19 protein-coding genes are annotated in these 21,212 nt (G+C 35.5%); 4 read left to right on the top strand and 15 right to left on the bottom strand.

Translation table 11 applies throughout. The annotated features are described in order from the left end of the window. Positions 1-262 precede the first annotated feature (262 nt). The 4 genes from LD272_RS13195 to LD272_RS13180 all read right to left on the bottom strand — a co-directional run bounded on the left by LD272_RS13195 (position 263) and on the right by LD272_RS13180 (position 5,494). Positions 263-1,834, bottom strand: coding sequence for a glycoside hydrolase family 43 protein (locus tag LD272_RS13195; protein WP_226037077.1), 1,572 nt, complete (start codon positions 1,832-1,834; stop codon positions 263-265). A 511-nt stretch (positions 1,835-2,345) separates the two neighbouring features. Then, a complete protein-coding gene (locus LD272_RS13190; RefSeq protein ID WP_226037076.1) occupies positions 2,346-3,167 on the bottom strand; it encodes a carbohydrate ABC transporter permease in 822 nt (273 codons plus the stop codon). Continuing rightward, positions 3,164-4,105 carry a carbohydrate ABC transporter permease gene (locus tag LD272_RS13185; protein ID WP_226037075.1) on the bottom strand — a complete coding sequence of 314 codons (942 nt, stop codon included), beginning with the start codon at positions 4,103-4,105 and terminating at the stop codon, positions 3,164-3,166. The genes LD272_RS13190 and LD272_RS13185 overlap by 4 nt, the downstream gene beginning before the upstream one ends. Positions 4,106-4,189: 84 nt before the next feature. Further along, positions 4,190-5,494 (bottom strand): extracellular solute-binding protein, encoded by a 1,305-nt coding sequence (locus LD272_RS13180; protein ID WP_226037074.1) that lies wholly within the window; start codon positions 5,492-5,494, stop codon positions 4,190-4,192. A 587-nt stretch (positions 5,495-6,081) separates the two neighbouring features. Here LD272_RS13180 and LD272_RS13175 point away from each other — a divergent pair. Further along, a complete protein-coding gene (locus tag LD272_RS13175) occupies positions 6,082-6,978 on the top strand; it encodes a 2-hydroxy-3-oxopropionate reductase (protein ID WP_226037073.1) in 897 nt (298 codons plus the stop codon). A gap of 256 nt (positions 6,979-7,234) precedes the next feature. Here LD272_RS13175 and dhaL read toward each other — a convergent pair whose 3' ends face one another. From dhaL to LD272_RS13160, 3 genes are read right to left on the bottom strand one after another with little or no spacing between them, the layout of a single operon-like run. Continuing rightward, the gene (gene dhaL, locus LD272_RS13170; protein ID WP_226037072.1) at positions 7,235-7,882 is read right to left on the bottom strand and encodes a dihydroxyacetone kinase subunit DhaL; all 648 of its coding nucleotides are present in this window, start codon (positions 7,880-7,882) and stop codon (positions 7,235-7,237) included. An 11-nt stretch (positions 7,883-7,893) separates the two neighbouring features. Continuing rightward, on the bottom strand, positions 7,894-8,895 hold the full coding sequence (gene dhaK, locus LD272_RS13165) for a dihydroxyacetone kinase subunit DhaK (protein ID WP_226037071.1): 1,002 nt from the start codon (positions 8,893-8,895) through the stop codon (positions 7,894-7,896). A gap of 26 nt (positions 8,896-8,921) precedes the next feature. Next, on the bottom strand, positions 8,922-9,740 hold the full coding sequence (locus LD272_RS13160) for a sugar phosphate isomerase/epimerase family protein (RefSeq protein WP_226037070.1): 819 nt from the start codon (positions 9,738-9,740) through the stop codon (positions 8,922-8,924). Positions 9,741-10,068: 328 nt separating this feature from the next. On the opposite strand from LD272_RS13160, the gene LD272_RS13155 reads away from it, so the two are divergent. Next, the gene (locus LD272_RS13155; RefSeq protein WP_226037069.1) at positions 10,069-10,842 is read left to right on the top strand and encodes a DeoR/GlpR family DNA-binding transcription regulator; all 774 of its coding nucleotides are present in this window, start codon (positions 10,069-10,071) and stop codon (positions 10,840-10,842) included. 248 nt (positions 10,843-11,090) lie between these two features. Here the strand turns inward: LD272_RS13155 and rpiB are convergent, their stop codons facing one another. The 3 genes from rpiB to LD272_RS13140 form a co-directional block, all read right to left on the bottom strand. Next, positions 11,091-11,540 (bottom strand): ribose 5-phosphate isomerase B, encoded by a 450-nt coding sequence (gene rpiB / locus LD272_RS13150; protein ID WP_226037068.1) that lies wholly within the window; start codon positions 11,538-11,540, stop codon positions 11,091-11,093. A gap of 324 nt (positions 11,541-11,864) precedes the next feature. Then, positions 11,865-12,320: a hypothetical protein gene (locus tag LD272_RS13145; protein WP_226037067.1), complete on the bottom strand. Its 456-nt coding sequence runs from the start codon at positions 12,318-12,320 to the stop codon at positions 11,865-11,867. 426 nt (positions 12,321-12,746) lie between these two features. Beyond that, positions 12,747-13,259 (bottom strand): DoxX family protein, encoded by a 513-nt coding sequence (locus tag LD272_RS13140; protein ID WP_226037066.1) that lies wholly within the window; start codon positions 13,257-13,259, stop codon positions 12,747-12,749. 311 nt (positions 13,260-13,570) lie between these two features. Between LD272_RS13140 and LD272_RS13135 the strand changes: the two genes are divergently transcribed. Then, complete coding sequence (locus LD272_RS13135) at positions 13,571-14,497, top strand: aldo/keto reductase (protein ID WP_226037065.1); 927 nt, start codon at positions 13,571-13,573, stop codon at positions 14,495-14,497. Positions 14,498-14,917: 420 nt separating this feature from the next. Here LD272_RS13135 and LD272_RS13130 read toward each other — a convergent pair whose 3' ends face one another. Then, positions 14,918-15,070: a hypothetical protein gene (locus LD272_RS13130; RefSeq protein WP_226037064.1), complete on the bottom strand. Its 153-nt coding sequence runs from the start codon at positions 15,068-15,070 to the stop codon at positions 14,918-14,920. A gap of 650 nt (positions 15,071-15,720) precedes the next feature. Here LD272_RS13130 and ppc point away from each other — a divergent pair. After that, positions 15,721-18,429, top strand: coding sequence for a phosphoenolpyruvate carboxylase (gene ppc, locus LD272_RS13125; RefSeq protein WP_226037159.1), 2,709 nt, complete (start codon positions 15,721-15,723; stop codon positions 18,427-18,429). Between the two features lie 241 nt (positions 18,430-18,670). Here the strand turns inward: ppc and LD272_RS13120 are convergent, their stop codons facing one another. From LD272_RS13120 to adh, 4 genes are all read right to left on the bottom strand, one after another. Next, positions 18,671-18,835 carry a hypothetical protein gene (locus LD272_RS13120; protein ID WP_226037063.1) on the bottom strand — a complete coding sequence of 55 codons (165 nt, stop codon included), beginning with the start codon at positions 18,833-18,835 and terminating at the stop codon, positions 18,671-18,673. A 91-nt stretch (positions 18,836-18,926) separates the two neighbouring features. Then, entirely contained in the window at positions 18,927-19,088 is a 162-nt protein-coding gene (locus LD272_RS13115; protein ID WP_226037062.1) for a hypothetical protein, read from the bottom strand. Between the two features lie 200 nt (positions 19,089-19,288). Beyond that, positions 19,289-19,651, bottom strand: coding sequence for a DUF779 domain-containing protein (locus LD272_RS13110; protein ID WP_226037061.1), 363 nt, complete (start codon positions 19,649-19,651; stop codon positions 19,289-19,291). Between the two features lie 38 nt (positions 19,652-19,689). Further along, positions 19,690-21,210, bottom strand: coding sequence for an aldehyde dehydrogenase (gene adh / locus LD272_RS13105; RefSeq protein WP_226037060.1), 1,521 nt, complete (start codon positions 21,208-21,210; stop codon positions 19,690-19,692). Positions 21,211-21,212: the final 2 nt, after the last annotated feature.

The following is a 21,212-nucleotide window of genomic DNA, read 5'->3' as shown; positions in this document are numbered from 1 at the left end:
ATTTTCTGATAAATATAGATAAAATTTATTCAAATCTTATCGCTAGCGATTTCTATGCCGATGCACCCAAAAAGTAATTATTTACATTAGTGCTTATTCAGCGCCACATTTATAAGAAAACACAATCAAAATTTATAATCGATTACACTTTTAAAATTGGAACCGTATATATATATACGGTTCCAAAACAACTAAATGTAAAAAGCACACGAGCAAACTCATTAGGTTATTCATTTGTGTACTAGTTAAGTTAATAACGAAATTATTCTTGTTCTAGATACTTAAAATAATCAAAATCGGCATGCAATGCTTGCCCGCTTAGATCCTGTGCACAAACACCTACAAACGTACCAGTAAAGCGAATATAATCGGCATCGTCATCAGAGAGGTGACTTATATCTATCTTTCCGCCAATTTGTTGCCACTGGTCTCCATTTTCACAATAAAAAAATTGAAGCCACTGATTATCTATTGTTGCTTTTAATTTGACAGAATCAGCTGAAAGTGAAATGTCCTCTTTTAACAATTCATCGTACTTACCATGCTTTGTTTCAATAATACCAAGACACTTACCACGCTCTTCATGATCTGTGACTCTAAGGTAGACATAGTCATCTGTATCATAGTAGGCAATTAATCCTGCCATTTGTTGAAAGTTTTCTGGTTCAAATTCAACAGATGTTTCTAACTCAACCTGAAAGTTTTCTAACCTTCTAGCTAAAAGACTTTGATGATGATATGAATTCATCGATTCTCCGCCCTTCAGTCTCAAATAACCAGGTCGATCAGATAATGATAACCAATCTTCTGAAAATTGCCTTCTTAGTGAATTCCAATACTTTTTCAATGTTTCATCGTTAAAATCATCATAATTACTTTCCTGTTCGAATGGGTGTTGCGGAAGGTTAGGTGCTTCTACTTCCATTCTCGGATGATTTCCACCTTCTACTCTGATCCAATCATCTTCTGTCCAATAACATTTTTGGATGGCAGTTTCTCGACCCAAAATGCATTTTTTATCAACAACAGGACGTCCACAAAGGTGAGCTATATACCATTCACCATCTTGCGTTTCTACAAAGCTACCATGACCAGCCTTTTGCAACTGACTCAAATCACTTTGATCTGATGTTAGAATTGGATTAGTTGGATCAATTTCATAAGGGCCATCAAGTGATGTTGAACGAGCAACGGTTACAGCATGGGTGTACCATGTCCCACCCTCAGCCGTCACTAAATAATAATAACCGTTCCTTTTATAAAGATGTGGTGCTTCTGTTAAAGCTATTTCAGAACCTTTAAAAATGTTTTTAATTGGACCAACTAATCTCTTTTCTTCTATTGAATACTCTTGAAGCGCGATACCTGCAAAAGAATTCGTCCCTTTACGGTGATCCCAAATCATATTCAGCAACCACTTTGTACCGTCCTCATCATGGAATAGCGATGGATCAAAACCACTACTATTTAAATAGACGGGTTCAGACCACGGACCTTCAATATTTTCAGCAGTTACCAAGTAGTTATGGGTATCTTTAAATGCCCCTTCTCTACTTTTTACATCGGTATAAATCAAATAAAATAATCCATCGGAGTAACTTAGAGCCGGAGCCCATACTCCCCCTGAATTGATGTTTCCTATCATATTTAATTGCGATGTGCGCGTTAACGGATATGTAAGAAGTCTCCAATTAACCATATCTTTTGAATGGTGAATTTGCACTCCTGGAAACCATTCAAATGTGGAAACAGCAATGTAATAATCATCTCCGACCCTTAAAATGGAGGGATCAGGATGATATCCTGGTAGTACTGGATTATTAATTTTACTCATAATAAATCATCCCTTCGTATTTTCATTATAAATCGCCTTTATGCCAACGCTTACACAAATCTAAAAAATCTTTGTTCGTCCAATATACTAACTATTATATTAAGCTAAAAAGTTAGTAATAACAAGAAGAAGTAAAGCCGATATTCCGCTATAAATCACGAAATTGATTGCTATTTTGACAGGTACATCTTAGAAAAAGCGCACATTAGAACGTAGGCTAGAATCTTTCATATCTAACACCTCGCCTATTGGTTCAAGCTTTTTCAAAAAACGCACTCGGGTTAGATAACTCTCTAGCTTTCTTGGGGGAAAGCTTACTTTTTAGCAGATGATTTATCGCTTTCAGATGGTCTGAAAAAAATAGACACACTGGAAGTTCTAAGGCTTATTCCTCCTCTCACAGAAAACATTTGCTACAATTGTATTCAAAAGGGATAATTAATCAATTTATTAGAATTGAGCAATTATCCCTAACAGAACAGATTATAATTTGCAAACCTATAAAATCAAGTTATCCTTTTACAGATCCACTAGTTAATCCACTTACTACTCGTTCTTGCGCTATAATAAATATGGCGATTACTGGGATACTAGCTAGCGTAAGTGCAGCCATTAAACCAGGTACATTAACCGAAAATTCACCATAGAATTTTTGAAGTCCAATTGGTAATGTCATATTTTCTGGACTTTTGATTAAAATCAAAGCAAATATAAACTCATTCCAGATATGAACAAAATTATAAATTACTACTGTCGATATTGCTGGTATCATATTCGGAAACATTATTTTCGAAAATATCATCCAATTACCTGCACCATCGAGTTTAGCAGCTTCTTCTAGTTCAACAGGAATCTCTGACATAAATTGCGTCATAATAAAGATTGAAATCGGCAATGCAAAGGCTACGTATGGGCCTAATAATGAAAGCAATGTATCATAAAAGCCAAGTTCATTCGACATAACAAATATCGGAATTAATGTTGCGTGAATCGGTATCATCATCCCAACAAGAAACAGGACAAAAATTGGACGATTTAAACGAAATTTCATTCTGCTCAATGGATAACTGGCAAGTGCAGAAATAAAGACAACTAATACAACAGAAACTACTGTAATAAGAACACTGTTTATGAAATAAGTTACTAGACCCATTTCAAATACAGAGGTGAATTGCTCTAATGTAAACGACTTCGGAAAAACAGAGAAAGGATTTTCAAAAAAACCGCCCATACTCTTAAACGAGGTAGAGACCATATATAAAAATGGATAACTAGTAAATAGAAGTAGACTTATTGCCAATACATAGAGTAAGATTTTTTTACCTAGTTTCATGCTAAATCCCCTCTCTTCTTTCGTTGTGAATCACTAAATAAAATAATAATTACACTAGCTAATGCAATAACAAACATTACTGCCGATATCGCACTACCGTAGCCCATATTGAAGTTAACAAAGGTTTGTCTGTACATATACGTTCCTAATATTTCAGTTGAACCACCTGAACTTCCTCCAACCATGATATAGAACACATCAAATGTTTTAAGTGAACCAACTACCGCGAGAATAGAAGAGGTTACAATTGTAGGCATTAAAGAAGGGAATGTAATATTGAGAAACTTTTGCATTCCGTTTGCTCCATCAATCTCAGCAGCTTCATATAGCTCTTCCGGAATACCAACCATTGATGCCTTAAATAAAATCATATAAAAAGGAGCAAATTGCCATACTAATACGATTAAAACAGAAATTATCGCAATATTGTTTGAAGCCAGCCAACTTATCGATTCAAATCCAAACATATTTAACACATTATTAATCGGACCTTTAGCTGGGTCAAACATAAACACCCACAATAACCCGATAGCGACAGCTGACATTAAATATGGTAGAAAGTATAGAACATTTAACGCTCTTTTCCCTCTAATACTACTAAGTATTACTAGTGCCATAAGCAACCCAAGTGGAACTTGTACAAATATAGACACTAAAACAAGATACATGTTATTTCTTAACGCAAGCCAAAAAGCTGGGTCTGTAAATAATGCTTTAAAATTATCGAGACCTATAAATACTTGTTCACCCATTCCATTCCAATCTAGTAAACTATAATTAAAAGTTGCAATAATTGGATAGAGAATGAAAATCAAATAAATGATTACTGCTGGTACAAGAAACAGGAAAATGGATAGAGACTTTTTTCTGTTTTGCCTTTTATGTGCTTCTGTGGCTTGTTTTTGTATTTCTAAGGCTACATTGCTGTCAGTTGACATTACATATCCACCTTTCTTTATGCCCTTAGTTTATAAATTAGGAGAAAGCTAGCTAGGGTAGCTAGCTTTCTCCTAATTAATTCATTATTCTAATATCTCCTGTGCTTTTTCTTCCATTGCATCAGCAGCTTTTTCTGGTGTTATTGATTCACCGAATAATTCATATGTCGTGTTTTTATGAAGCTCTGCTAATTCTGGTGGTAGTGTTTGATCATAAGGGAACTGAATAGAGTTCGCTTGATTGATCCAATCTGTAAATATTGTTACATATTCATCTTCAACTTCTACACCTTTAACAGCAACTGGCGTTCCAGACTTATTCAGGTAACCTTGAGCAGTTTCTACACTTGTCAATTCTTTAATTAACTCAAGTGTTAACTCTGGGTGTTCTGTGTCTTTAGCTATTGACCAAACCGGAGAAACTCCAGCAGCAATATTGGTAGGATCACCAGTACCCTCTTCAATTGTAGGGAATGGAAACACACCCATTTTTTCTTCAAATTCAGGAAATTCTTGACGAACATTATTTACAAATCCTGTTGTCATTAGCATCATAGCTGCATCACCTGTGTACATCAATTGTCTACCTTGACCTGAATCATAAGGCACACCATTAAAACCAGGGTTGAAAGCATCTTTACCAACTAAATCTTGAATATACTCACCTGCTTGTACATAAGCCTCATCATCAAATCCTCCGCCATTTCTGCGGTAAGCATCTTGGAATACTTCTTCTCCACCTAAGCGATCAGCAAAGTACATTAGATAAAAGGCACCTGGCCACTTCGGCTGATTTGCTAGAGCTAGTGGATAGATATCATTTTCTTTCAAGACTTCAATGATATTAAGAAACTCATCATAAGTCTCCGGAACCTCTAACCCATGTTCTTCAAAAATTTCTTTGTTATAGTAAAAAGAGTAGGTTGAAATACCTAATGGTAATCCGAATACTTTGTCATCATACGTAGAATTATTAAGGGCAACGTCGACAAAACTGTCATAGTCAATATCCTCATCAGTCAAATCTCTAACTTGGTCAGAATCAACAAATTCTTCTAACCAGCCACCACCCCAACTTGTGAAAACATCAGGAGGATTTCCACCAGACATGGAGACAACCACGCGTTGTTTATAATCATCATTTGGTATTAATAAATCATTAACTGTAACGTTTGGATTTTTTTCTTCGAAACGTTGTATTGCTTCCTTATAAACTTCTTCCCTTGCACCTGGATCAAAGTGCCATAGATCAAGTTCAACTTGCTCTTGACCTTGACTAGATTGACTATCTTGATCACCTGCACCTTGTTCATCTTGGCCACAAGCTGCTAACCCTATGACAATTGCCATCATGAAAAAACTGATTACTGCTAACTGAAGTTTTTTCATCTTTTCACCCCTTTTTTATTTTAATTTTTTAAAAAGTATATAGACGAATTACCTTTCTTGTGAGGTTATTTTAGAAAACCCCCAACAAACCCCTCTACTTAAAGCGTTTTCAATTTTCTTGAATTAACCAAATCAAAAACGAATAGATTAGCATGAATAACCATTTACTTTCATTTAATTACATATGTTTTCAATATGCAGTTAAAAAGTAAATAATTATTTAATGAAAAGTTTACTCATCGAATATACTAACTAATTATAATAATAGTGTCAGATTGTGTATAAGTCAAGAGGATAATCCAGCTAAAACCGCATTATATAAGCCGTTAAGTAACATAAATCGCTATAAAACCCTAATTTTATGCGGTTTTCATCCATATTATTTATTTTCATATTCTATTATTAATTATCAAATAATATCGTATTATATCGTTATAACTTTCAGTAATTAACAATTTTTACTGTCATTTGTAAATAAATCAATTGATTTGGTGTACATAATTTTATTTTTAATATAAAATGAAATAAGAAGTAAGAAGTAAGAAGTAAGAAAAAAACAACTATTACATAAATGGAGGTAATTAAAGATGAAAGTAGGATTTGTTGGATTGGGAATTATGGGGAAACCTATGGCTGGCCATTTAATTAAAGATGGATTCGAAACATATTTACTTGATTTAAATAGAGATGCAGTTAATGAATTAGTTAATTTAGGCGGACATGCTTGCAATACAAATAAGGAAATCGCTGAAAAATGTGACGTTATATTTACTATGCTTCCTGCAGCAAAGCATGTTTCACAAGTGTTATTCGCTGATGATGGTTTAGCTGAAAACGGTAAACCAGACACAATTATTATTGATATGAGTTCTCTATCTCCAGAGGATACAAAATCCTTCGCTAATAGACTCCAAGAATACGGAATACATATGATCGATGCACCTGTTAGCGGTGGTGAACCAATGGCAATTGAAGGAAAGCTTTCTATTATGGCAGGCGGAAATGAAGAACATTACAATCAAGTTTTACCATTATTCCAGTCGATGGGAGAAAATATCGTTCATGTCGGGGCTAATGGTGCTGGTTCTGCAACTAAATTAGCAAATCAAATTATTGTTAGCATAAACCTCGCCGCGTTATCTGAAGCTAGTGTATTCGCAAGTAAATCAGGTATTGATTTAAACAAAATGTACGAAGCCATTAGTGGAGGGTTAGCAGGTAGCGCTGTTATGGATGCTAAAATGCCTCAAATAATCGACAGAAACTTTGAACCTGGTGGTCGGATTGAAATTAATTATAAGGATTTAGGCAATGTTCAATCATCAGCAAATGCAATCGGTGTACCATTACCAGTTACAAACCTTGTAAAAGAAGTTTTTAGCTCTCAAATCGCTAATGGTAATGGTAAGAAGGACCATTCTTTTATCATTGACTTTTTTGAAAGAATGGCTAATCACCAAACACCTAAAGGCGGAAAACTGTAAGAAAATAAGGGATGTATATTAAAACAGCCGTTTACAAAGACCCTTACTTTGTAGACGGCTGTTTTTTTAATATAAGCAGAAGTGAGACGATTTGTTTGACATAATCTTTCAATACTAATCAGTTACCCATCAATTAAGCGATATCCGTCATCCTTTAAGAGTAACAGAAAAAGGCCGCCCCAAGTCAACATTCAACCTTAAGACAACCTATTATTATTTAAATTAAAAATAATCAATAGCATACTGCTTTAGAATATTACTCGGAACGCATCTTTACTACGGTAAGAAACGTAGACAACATCATGTATGCAGACGTAGCACCTGGATCCTGTGCACCCTTTGACCTCTCACCTAAACGACTCGAACGACCCAGTCTAGAAATAAGATCTGTAGTAGATTTCATTCCTTCTTCACCAGATTTAACTGCTTCATTAAATGCACTTAGAAAATCTCCAGATTCAGCAAAATTTTCTTCTAATGTTTTTGCTGCAGGAGCCAGTGTATCAACAATTGTTTTGTCGCCAACTTCCGCTTTTCCGCGCTCCTTGATCCCATTGGCAAAGGCAATCCAGAACTCAGCAAGATCTGAATCATTGAGGACAGATTTACCTTTAACGACTTTCGCCCCTTTTATTAATCCCGTTGCATATAGAGGACCAACCGAAGAGCCGACTGCATTCAAAAATGTCATTCCTACCTCAGAACTTATCTTTCCGCAATCCGTCTCATTTTCTAATTCGTTCGTTAACTTTTTATTGACTGCTTGCCAACCGATTGACATCGTAACTCCATGATCACCATCACCTAATTTGCGATCAAGCTCACACAGGTAATTTTTTTCATTCTCCATTACTTCGACTACTTGTTTAAAATAATTTATTAATTCTTTTGCTGTAAAATTCATTTGTATCCCCCTTATTTCTGAACGAACATAGGACAATCTACAGGATGATCAATCATTTTTTTCATTTCGTCATCTAATTTAGTAAGCGTTATTGATGCTCCACCCATTTCAAGTGATGTAATATAATCACCAACATAAGAACGATAGATATTAATTCCTTTTTCCTTTAAAACTTGCTCAACTCTTCTAAACATAATGTAAAGTTCCATACGCGGCGTTGATCCTAGTCCATTGACAAGAACCGCTACATCATCACCTTCATTTAATTCAATATCAAGAAGAATACTGTTAAGAAGTTCGTCTGCAACATTGTCTGCAGTATCGATTGGAGCTTTTCTAAGTCCCGGTTCCCCGTGGTGACCTAAACCAACTTCCATCTCATTTTCACCTAGTTCAAAGCTTGGTTCACCCGTTTGTGGTAATGAACAAGGACTAAGCCCAACACCCATTGAACGTGTGTTTTCATTTGTTTTTTTAGCTATATTCGCAACGTCTTCTAAATTATATCCGAAATCCGCTGCTGCACCGGCAGTTTTATATACGAAGAATTCCCCAGCAATCCCGCGACGTTTTTCTTTCTCCGCCTTAGGTGCTGACGCTACATCATCTGATGCAAGCACCATTTCAACTTGAATATCCTCCATATCAGCCAAATCCGAAGCCATACCAAAGTTCATGACATCGCCAGCGTAATTCCCATAAAGGTAGAGTACGCCCGCACCTTTATTTACTGCTTTTGTCACTTCTAATATTGGTGCTGGTGGTGGTGATGCAAAAATATTACCAACGGCAACACCGTCAGCCATACCATCACCAACATAGCCCATAAAAGCAGGTTCATGCCCTGAACCACCGCCGATTAGTATTCCAACTTTTCCTTCAGCTGTTTCTTTTGCCGTAACTAACGCTCGATCATTTTCAGCCAGTCGCCTCACATGAGACGGATGCGCTTTAACATAACCCTCAATCATTTCTTCAACTACATTTTCCGGACTATTTATTAACTTTTTCAATCGTTACACTCCTTTTAGTAGCTATATTACTTACCAATAATCGGATTCAAATTCTTCTTCACATATCCACCAATTTCAGAAATAACATGCGTCGTATTTGACTGTGCTTCCGGCGTTTCTTCTTCAACCATAATCCAATCATCATAGCCACCATCAACAAGTGCCTGTACACATCCTCTAAAATCGATATCCCCTTCACCCATCTTCATCCACTCACAGTTTTTTGTCGCATCTTTAAAGTGAACATGTTTGATAAGCGGTAAATATTCTTTTATAATCTCAACAGGATCCATTCCACCAAAAATTATATGCCCAACATCAGGTGTGTATCCCATATATTTAGGATCTAATCCGTCCAGAAGTAATTCATAGTCTTCTCTAAATCTCCAATAAGAAGTTTTGTATGAAATAGGATGGAGCGAAGTAATAATTCCATTCTCATGTGCTCTTTTTCCAAGCTCATTAGCACCTTTAATTATTTCTTTTTGTCTTCGCAATAAATTATCTCGGTTTTGCCCGACTCGTGAAGGCACATTCATTTTAGCACCTGGGAATTTTTTTAAAAAATTCATATAATAATCTGCATCTTCTCTTTCTTTCGGCGATTCTTTACCACCTTCGAAACTGAACGGCAAAGTTAAGGATGCTAATTCTAATCCTCGCTTATCCAGCTCTTCTTTTAGACGTTCTGGCGAATCTCTATATCTACCTAATAAAGAAACTTGCATATCGAGCCCTTTAAAACCACCTTTATCAATATCATCCATAATTTTGTCCAACATATCAGCTTCAACATCGTAATCTAAAACCCAAGTTGATCCTTGACATCCAAACTTAATTGTCATGTTAATTCCCCCTTAAGTATAATAACCACTATAATAACCACTATAATAACGCTTTCAAAATTTAAACATTCATGATCAATTGTTCACAATTTACTTTTCCGTTAAAAACTTGAATCTGTCATTTTACATTTTAATTTTATCATTTACTTGCATTTTGTCAACAATATTTTCATTTCGAAAATATACATTGTTGAGTCCGAGTAATATAGGAAGAAGAATAACAGCAATTATAGTCAAATAAGTTGATTGTTTTTCCAAAATGTGTTGATAATGACCTATAACTGTTCTATATTAAGATAAAACACAATATATAAGGATGTGCAAATAAATGAAAATGTTTGTTTCAGAAAGAAGAAGCAAAATAATGAATCTATTACACGATAAGCAACGCTTAACTGTCAAGGAACTAGCTTCAAATATCGGAGTATCAGAAGCCACATTACGTTCAGACCTTAATCAAATGGAAGAAGAGGGACTTTTAACTAGAACGCATGGTGGAGCAATTCTTAATGACGCAAACAACGAAACAAGTTATTCAGCTCGCGCCAGAAGAAATCAACAAGAAAAGCGACTGATCGCAGAAAAAGCTTTAAGTTTTATTGAAGAGAAACAATGTATCTTACTCGACGCAAGTTCTACAACTATGGAATTAGCCTATCTATTAAGACAAAAAAACATTCGATTAACAGTAATAACTAGTGGCGTGAAAACAGCATTAGAATTGAACGAAAATCCCAATATCACTGTCATCCTCATTGGAGGAATGCTGACAAAAGGTTCATCCTCTCTCGAAGGTACATTAGGACTAAGTATATTAGAACAAGTCAATATCGACTTAATGTTTACATCCGCAAATGGTTTTACGCCTGATGCAGGATTTACCGATTTTAATTTATACGAAGTACAGTTAAAAAAGGAATTAATTAAAAAAGCTAAAGTTGTGATCGCATTGATTGATCATACCAAAATCGGCACCATTTCTAGTGCGATTTTTGCGAAAACGAATCAAGTTAATACAATTATAACTGACACTGCAATAAAGAGCGGTATTTCCTCTGAACTTTCCACACTAGATATTAATGTTATCAACGCATCTTCTTAGTTAAAAAATCAAAAAATGAAAATCAAGCTACCATTAATACGAAGGAACGAGTCCGTGTGGTGCTTGATTTTTATTCGAAATAAGCGGTGTTAATCAGCTCTCCAACCCCCTACCACAATCGTTACGGAAACAATCATTGATATAGATATTCACTTATTAACTACACTTATTTTCTATGTTTTTTAGTCAATTTATAATACTGATGACAATTGCTGCATAAGGTAATTCTGAAATTGGTTCTATTGTTATTATTTATCGATAAATTCATTTTCTTTTTGGATAATTTTATTAACCTTCCGTTCAGATCCACCCGTCCAATGAGAATTCAAGTAAGCTTCTACTACTTTTTTTCCAACTTCAGTACCAATGATTTGGGCGCCCATTGTAATGATTTGAGCATGATTACTAAGTTGGGCTCTTTCTGCTGAATAAGTATCATGAGTTAGTGCCGCTCGGATTCCTGGATATTTTCCAGCCGCAATTGCTACTCCAATACCAGTTCCACAAATTAAAATACCTCGTTCTATTTTTTCCTTACTTATCGCATCCGCAACATCAAATGCTACATCTGGATAATCAACCGCCTCACAAGAATGGCATCCATAATCTACAACTTCGTGACCATACTCTTCTACAAACCTCTTTATCTCTTCTTTAAATTCAAATCCATTGTGGTCACTACCGATACCTATTTTCATTTATGCAAATCCCCTTTCTATTTCTACAGGCATACGTTTTGATGAACAACTTTCATTTTATTATATTTTTTGGCTTTTTTCAACATTTACTTTCGTTTATTTTCTTTTTGATAAAAAAACAAAATAAATAAGTAAAATAAATGATTATTCCATGCGTTCGTTCAGATAAACCATTGACGATAGGTTATCTGAATATATATGATTACTCCTTTTGCAACTTAAATACACTTCAACACCATTTATGTAAGCCTATTCAAAATTTTACTATACTTATAAGTTCAAGTTTTAAAATATTCTTACAGTTACTGATCTACAAACAAGCCTTTACTTATTATAATTCCACAACACCTTCCAGTCTCCCTCCTCCTTCGTAGCAAAAACTTCCTGTGTTAACTGAAAATTCCCATATTTACCTTTATAAGTTTGCGTTACCGCCACTTTATAAACGGTCGTTAATGGCTTTGCATCTTTTTCTACCTTCCAATTACTCAATTTATCAACATCACTAAGCACAAATGAAAACGTAGTAACTCCAAAATGATTCATAAAAACGTGTGGTCGATCTTGAAGGTAATCACTTTTATCAAATTTCCTCTTCATTTCTGAATGAAAAAGGTCCCATGATTTCGCAAACATACCTTCTTGTTCATACTGATAAAAATCATCGATGATACCTTTTGCTCGTTGAGCTGGTGAAAAGAAAATCATACTAAAAATGAAAACCGTACAGGTAATAATTACAATTACAAATATAATCGCTATAACTTTTTGTTTATTCAAGGTACCACCTGACTTTCTTAGCTAGTCTTATATTCTTAAAATATGAGACTAGCTAACAATTTATTAGTAAACAGTCAAATTTGATTAAAAGTTTCATATAGTGGTAACAATATTCCTCCACGAAATTATTCAATTTATATTATTGATCTAAAAAATTTAATTAGTACTTTAGTAGGATATATTTCTCTTATATAGTATTATATAATGAAAACGATTACAAAGTTGTCAATATAATGTTACACTCAAGGTATGGAACAATTACTCGATATTGGATAACTCTAATATCAGTAAGGAAACTGATTAATAGATTGTCCCCCCTTCTGAGCATTCAATATGGATGCTCACTTTTTATTTTCAGAAATAGTCCGGACTGAACTCTATAGATACGAAAAAGCTCGACAATCAATGATTGTCGAGCTCCTCTTTTCATGCCTCTTTCGGGATAGTTCTAGTTGTCTCTTTTCTATTACCTATTTGCTTGCGTAAAAATGGGATTACATATCTATCTAAACCAAATTTCCCGGCGTTATAACCTGCCACTAGTAAGAACGCTGTTAAAAGAATCATTTGACCATTTGTGCTAACAGTACCACTGAACAAAAATGCGAAATTCATTGCAATACCCATCAAAGCTGCGAAGTTAGTAAATAGTCCAAGAATAAGTGCAATCCCTACAAGTACTTCTCCATATGCTACTAAGAAACTAAAGACTCCTGCTCCTGGTAATGCAACACTTTCTAAAAACGCTGCCCACCAACCTTGTACTGCAGGGTGTTCCCCACTTGCTTTTGCAATCGAACCTTGAATAAATCCACTTGCATCAAATCCACCGGTAACCTTACCCCATCCAGATGTTAACCAAGAATAACCTATATATATTCTAATAATTGCCAAGATACCTGCCACCACATTGTTGTTACGAAGATAATTTACAAACATGTTCATCCACTCCCTGTTTTTTTATATTTTGTTTGTTCATTGATTCACAAGTTTAGTTTGATTTCTTTACTATCTTTTCTACATTTACAGAATAACACGTTTATTATGTTTAAAAAGTATATTGTTCATCATTTCACAATTTCGCAATAAAGTTCTGACAGTTATGTGTCAATAGTAAAAAGCTCTTGCTGGGATGCTCTGTATTATGATTAGAATTACTATTATTACCCATAAATGATTCTTGTATATCGGGACAAACTACATGAATAGAGTAATAACACACAAAATATGCAATCTCTGAGGTGATTCAAATGAAATATAGGAAACTTGGCAAGACAGATTTAGATGTTTCCGTGGTAGGTCTAGGAACTTGGCAATTTGGCGGTGAATGGGGCAAAGACTTTACTCAAAAACAAGTAGATGAAATTTTAGATATGGCAAAAAATGAAGGCATAAATTTGATTGATACAGCTGAGTGCTACGGCGATCATTTATCAGAGGCATTTATTGGAGACTATTTAAACCGGAATAATAGAGAAGATTGGATTGTCGCAACGAAATTCGGACATCATTTCCATGATAATTTTGAACGAACGAGGCATTGGAACGAAAACAAAGTTCTAAAACAATTAGATAAATCTCTAAAAACACTCCAAACTGATTACATCGACCTCTATCAAGCGCACTCTTGTACCGATGAAGAATTCAATAATGACGCACTATGGACAATGCTAGATAAGCAAGTGCAAGCGGGGAAAATCCGTCACTTAGGGATTTCACTTAAAGGCAATGATTACGTTTATCAAACAGATAAATCAAGCGAGATAAATGTTAAAGCTATTCAAGTAGTGTACAATCGTTTAGATCTTACACCTGAAGAAGCTGTATTTCCATCAGCCCAACAACAAAACCTTGGCGTCTTAGCTCGAGTACCACTAGCAAGTGGTTATTTAACCGGCAAGTACAAGCCTGGGGCAGTCTTTAATGAGAATGACGTAAGGTCGAGACATAATTCTGATGAAACACGGAGGAAGTTACAATTAGTTGAAGAAATAGCTCAGAACGAAGTACCAGAAGGTGTTAAAATGGCATCCTGGTCACTAGCCTGGTGTTTAAAACATTCCGCAGTTACCAGTGTAATTCCCGGTTGTAAAAATCCAGAACAGGTGCAATTGAATGCAAGAGCTGCTGAGTTAGACATTGTATCTAGCGTACACCCTCAAAGTGTTAATAAGTAATCACTTAATACGGTTTTCTATAAAACCGCAAAGCTTTTTGTATAGATCGTTTTATTTTTCACATAATAAGGAAAAATGAAACGAGGTGAGTTTCGCGTTATGGGCATTTTAAATTCTCTAAATGAGTGGTCAAATAGTAGATATGAGAAAAAAGTTGAAAAAATGCGAGGCCAAGGAAAGTGTCCTGATTGCAACGGGAGAGGAATAGAAACTTTTGCGTATGAACACTTCTACAATCACTCCTTCCAATGTCCCAGTTGCCAAGGCACAGGTACGTTTTCTGATTGGTTGAGATAATCCATACTCATGGGCTACCACCTACTGAAAAGGTCTAATTCAGGCCTTTTTTTATGAACTTTGTTCTTTAAGTACTGCGAAGGTAAAAAACCCTCAAGGTTAATACCTCGAGGGTTTTTGCAATTACTTATCAAATTTAGAAACATCAATTGGAATTGTAGTATTCTTATTATAAAATTTCGATAATTCTTTAGCATCCGCAGTCTCTTTTGGTTTCTTTGGATCAGAATAATGATCATAATACGCTTCACTTTGATTTCTTTTCTTTTTAACCATCGAAGCACCTCCTAAACTTAGTACTTTTAGCATTTACCAGTCTAGAATTTTTATTCTAAAGGTTATAGACTTGTTAATTCTGACCAATTTTGGTTTTATTCGCCTCAAATTTCCAGTTATTCACCCCAATTTTAGATTTATTCTACCCAAATCCGACAAAATTCACCTTATTTTAATAATTATTCACCTCAACCCGAAATATAACGTTGAAAAATTAAACTTGGTAAAATAAACAAGTGATTTTCTCATACATATCTAACTACAATACCAGCAAACCTATGATATAAGGACTTTACTCCTCTTTTAAACCTATTTTCCGAAAATACTACTTCCAGAGACTGGACTACTAACAGCAACTAAATTATATCTATTTGGCATTAATCAATGGTCATCAATATAACATCGAGATAATTAACATCAAAAAGTTTATTAAAAATTCTAAAACATGTTAAGATGAAATAAGTTTCTCAAGATGATAGTCTAAAAACCGACTACACCGATAACGGCCTAATCATCTTTTTTCGATCCATGTGATTTTAAAGTGATTACTTAAATCTACAAATCTAATATGATAGAAATTTGAAAGGATGTGGCTCAATTTGGATACAAAAATTGAAGAAACAAATACAAACTTATCACTTCATAGAGACATGGAATACCTAGGACAACTGCTAGATAGCGTACTACTTGAACAAGGTGGAGAATTTTTAGTAGAAAAGGTTAAAAAGGTTCGAGTGCTCTCTCAAACAATTAGAGAAACGAATGATCCAGATGCTTATAAGCAAATACAAACGGAAATAGATTTGATTGAACCTCCAATTAGACAAGATGTGATTAGAGCGTTCTCTGTTTATTTACACTTAGTAAATATTGCAGAACAAAACTATCGTAGTCGGCGCCGTAGAGAATACCAAGCACAGGACACAACACTTATTCAACCGGGATCACTAGAAGCCGGTGTGACCCAGTTACTTGAAAATAACATTACACCTGAAAAGGTTACTGAATTACTTGAAACTCTATCTTTAGAGCTAGTGATTACTGCACACCCTACAGAAGCAACGAGACGGACCATTTTACAAATGCACCAACGCATTGCCGGCTTGTTAAAATCATATGATTATGCCTATACAAGGTATGAAAAGAAAGTTATTGATGAAACAATCGCAAATGAAATTACTATTCTTTGGCAAACTGCTGAAATTAGAGAGAAAAAGCCCTCCGTTATGAAGGAAGTCTCAAACGGACTATATTATTTTGACAAAGTATTGTTTGATGTTTTACCTAGAATCCATCAAGATTTAGAAGATCTTTTATTCGAGAAATATCAGCAACGTTTCAACGTTCCTTCATTCCTAAGTTTCGGCTCATGGATTGGCGGGGACCGTGATGGTAACCCAAATGTAAAAGCTACTACAACATGGGAGACATTAGAAACACATAGGGAATTAGTTTTAAAGAAATACAAGGAATCCTTAGAGAAATTAAAAGGCCTATTAAGCCATTCTTCAAAAGCGGTTCAAGTTAGTGATGAGCTTTTAAAATCAATTGAAAGTGAAAAGAAATTGTTGAATATAGAAACGTTAAAGAAAGAAGATGAGCCTTATCGAACGAAGTTAACCTTTATGCTTAAGAAACTTGAGTTTGCAACAAGTGATTCAAGTAAAGGTTATCAGACTGCTGAAGAACTTTTAGCTGATCTTTATATGATACAAAATAGTATCGCAAACCATCACCCTGTACAAAATCCAATTAAACTACTCAGAAAAATTATCCGTCAAGTAGAATTATTTGGATTCCATTTAGCATCTCTAGACATACGTAATCATAGTGGAGAACATGAATCCGCACTCACTGAGGTGCTCCATTCAGTTAATATTGTGCCAGACTATAAGAGCTTAACTGAAGATGAAAAAATTGAAGTCTTAACATCGGTTCTAGACGATCCAAGACCAATGATTTCTATTTACGATAAATTTTCAGATGATACCCAGGAATTAATGAATACGTTCCGCATGATTAAAAGAGCTCATGACACATTTGGAGAGCGAGCCATTGAAGTATATCTAATTAGTATGACACGGTCTGTCAGTGATTTATTAGAAGTGCTTGTACTTGCAAAAGAAGCTGGCTTATATCGCGTCTATCCAGATGGAACAGTCAAGAGTAAGATACATGTTGCACCACTTCTTGAAACAATTGAAGATTTGAAAAACGGTCCAGAAATGATTGAAAAATTATTTAATATTCCACTTTATCGTAAACATTTGTCTGCTCGCAAAGATTTACAAGAAATCATGCTTGGTTATTCAGACAGTAGTAAAGATGGAGGAGCATTAACAGCAAATTGGGAATTATACACAGCCCAGGAAAAGATACACGATATCGCATCTCGTCATGGTATTAAACTAAAATATTTCCATGGTCGTGGTGGATCATTAGGTCGCGGTGGCGGTCCGTTATATACTAGTCTGCTATCGCAACCACCTGTCACTCTAGGTGATGGTGTGAAAATTACCGAACAAGGTGAAGTACTCTCTTCTAGATACTTGTTACCTGACATTGCCTATCGTAGTTTAGAGCAAGCAACAACAACGATGATGACCGCAATTATGGGAATAACGAACGATTCAGACGATAAGAAACAGCCAACTTCAGGTGCTGAAAAGGCAATGGATGAGGTTTCTGATTATGCTTTAGAGAAATATCAATCACTTATTTTTGAAGATCCAGGATTTATAACTTACTTTAATGAAGCTACTCCGCTTCATGAACTAGGCGATCTAAACATTGGTTCAAGGCCGATGAGTAGAAAAGGTAGTAGTAAGTTTGAAGATTTACGGGCAATTCCATGGGTATTTGCGTGGACCCAGAGTAGACAATTATTACCAGCATGGTTCGCAGCCGGAACTGGCTTACAGAAATTTGCTGATAAACACGGAGACTGGAAGTTATTTCAAGATATGTATGAATCATGGCCTTTCTTCCAATCAACCATTAACAATTTACAGATGGCTTTAACAAAAGCCGACTTAGCTACCGCTAAGGAATACGCAATGATGGTTCAGGATGAAACAATTAGAGACCGGATTTTCGGCCAAATTACTGAAGAGTATTATTTAACAAAAGAAGTAGTTTTAAAAATAACTGGTCAATCTGAATTACTAGACAACAAGCCAGCAATCAAAGAGTCTGTTAGGCTTCGTAATCCTTTTGTTGATCCATTAAACTTGTTCCAGGCAGAGCTTATCACTGAGCTACGCCAAATGACTGAAAAAGACGAAAAGTCTGAGGAACTATTGAAAGAAGTTTTACTTACAATTAATGGTATCGCAGCAGGTTTGCGTAATACTGGTTGATAAAGTAATTACGAACAAAAGCGCAGGCGCCTTGTTAGCCCCGACAAGCTTAAGTCAAGCATCTATGTGGCGATTTTTGCCACAAAGATGCTTGACTCAGGGACCTCGAGGGGCTTGGCGCTGGAGCTGGACGTGGCTAACTTAGTAATTAATTATCCACAGAGCAGACCATTTTATAATATCCTAGACAAACAAAAACCCCCTTCTGCTAATTAAATGTAGAAGGGGGTTTTATTTTTCATTAATTATTTTTTCTTAGCGCACGTCTCTCCGCATACGGTACGCATTTATAACAAACAACCACATTATTCCCTTGATCATCTATATAAGGCTCGGGCTTCACCGCTTTTTCATGACAGATATGACATTTTTTAGGGCTGAATAACTTCTTCAAGGAATCAAACATAACTTCCCCTCCATTGCCAATTAAATTTCTTACTTATCATTGTAATCAATCATTTTAAAAAGTTAAAGCGATTGATTTTACACTAGAAGTATCAATAAATAATATCTATACCCGAAGAAGATTCAATTGGTTGCTCCTCCTCTTTTTCGTCTGTTGAATCAACCAATAAAAAAAGCCCTATTAATATCACAATAAGGAGAATAAATGCTAGAGTTCTAAATATACCAAGATTCCCTCGCAAATGATTAGACATATTTCTAACCTCCAAACTAATGTATGCGTTTACAATATATGTTTAATATATAAAACAATATATACATTTTAACAGATTAACAATAAAATTGGACGGTTTTATAAAAAAAACTGTTAAATAATAGAAATAGTATAGTTCTTAAGAATGATAGAAAAATTAATTAAAAAGGAGTCAGGCTAGAAACCTAACTCCGGTACCATTTATTCTTTTTCAGCAAGCCATTCTTTTTCTTCATCGGTGAATACCCTAGATCTCGTCAAAAATCGTTTACCCTCTGGACCTTCTAACGAAAACATTCCTCCTCTACCATCAACCACATCAATAATCAATTGTGTATGTTTCCAGTATTGATACTGATCCTTAGACATATAAAAAGGGGTCTCTGATATCCATCCTAACAAAACATCTGAGTCTCCAACTCTAAATTCCTTTCTTGGATAACACATTGGTGAGCTGCCATCACAGCAGCCTCCTGATTGATGAAACATTAATTGGCCATGTATCTGTTTTAAGTGTTCGATTAATTGAATGGCTTCGCCGGTTACAGTAACTCTTTCAACCATCTCACACACCCTTTCAAGTTCCGTATTAACTTGAGTACTTAAAAGAATCCCATCGCATCGGTACCATAACTGACAAGTAAGTTTTTCGTTTGTTGATAATGAGATAGCATCATTAGATGATTCTCCCTACCAATACCAGATTTTTTATAACCTCCAAAAGCTGCATGTGCAGGATATGCATGATAACAATTGGTCCATACTCTGCCAACCTCTATTTCTCTTCCGAACCGGTAAGCAGTATGAACACTTCTTGACCATACACCTGCACCAAGACCATATAGTGTATCATTGGCGATAGCAAGCGCATCTTGATCATCTTTAAACGTAGTTACCGAGAGAACTGGTCCGAATATTTCTTCTTGAAAAATCCTCATCTCATTCGTTCCTTTAAAAATAGTAGGTTTTACATAATATCCATTCTGCAAGTCACCCTCAAGACTATTTCTTCCCCCACCAATTAAAACCTCTGCACCTTCTTGTTTCCCGATGTCTAAATACGAAGTGATTTTCTCCATCTGCTCTAATGAAGCTTGCGCCCCCATCATCGTATCTGTATCAAGCGGGTTTCCAATTTTAATCTGTTCGACTCGCTGGATTGCTCTTTCAATAAATTCATCATAGATTGATTCATGAATTAAAGCACGAGAAGGACACGTACAGACTTCCCCTTGATTTAAAGCAAACATAACAAAGCCTTCAATCGCTTTATCTAAGAAGTCATCATCTTGGTCCATTACATCCTTGAAAAAGATATTTGGCGACTTTCCTCCGAGCTCTAATGTTACTGGAATGATATTTTCGGATGCATATTGCATAATTAAGCGACCTGTTGTTGTTTCACCTGTGAATGCAATTTTTGCTACACGGCTACTAGATGCCAATGGTTTACCTGCCTCAAGACCAAAGCCATTTACAATGTTTAATACTCCTTTTGGAACTAAATCAGCAATTAGCTCCATTAACACATGAATAGATGCAGGTGTTTGCTCTGCTGGTTTTAACACGACCGCATTTCCAGCTGCTAATGCAGGTGCTAATTTCCATGTTGCCATTAATATCGGGAAATTCCATGGAATAATTTGCCCAACAACACCTAATGGTTCATGAAAATGATACGCAACAGTATCGTCATCTAACTGACTTAGACTGCCTTCTTGGGCACGAATGGCACCAGCAAAATAGCGAAAATGATCAATTGCTAATGGAATATCCGCATTCAAAGTCTCGCGGACAGCTTTACCGTTATCCCACGTTTCGGCAACAGCTAGGAGTTCTAGGTTTTCCTCCATCCGATCAGCGATTTTATTTAAGATAATCGCTCTTTCTGTAGGTGAAGTTTTACCCCAGCTTTGTTTTGCATCATGAGCAGCATCAAGTGCTAGTTCCACATCCTCTTTAGATGATCTAGCAACCTGACAAAACACCTGTCCAGTTACAGGACTAACATTATCAAAATAGCGTCCATTTACTGGTGCTACCCATTCCCCACCGATAAAATTATCATACTGTTCCCTAAATTCTACAACTGCCCCCGGTTGGTTAGGTGCCTCATACTTCATAA

Source organism: Aquibacillus saliphilus (assembly GCF_020404745.1).
GTDB classification, from domain to species: Bacteria; Bacillota; Bacilli; order Bacillales; family Amphibacillaceae; genus Aquibacillus; species Aquibacillus saliphilus.
This window is presented reverse-complemented; position numbering and strand designations above follow the sequence as displayed.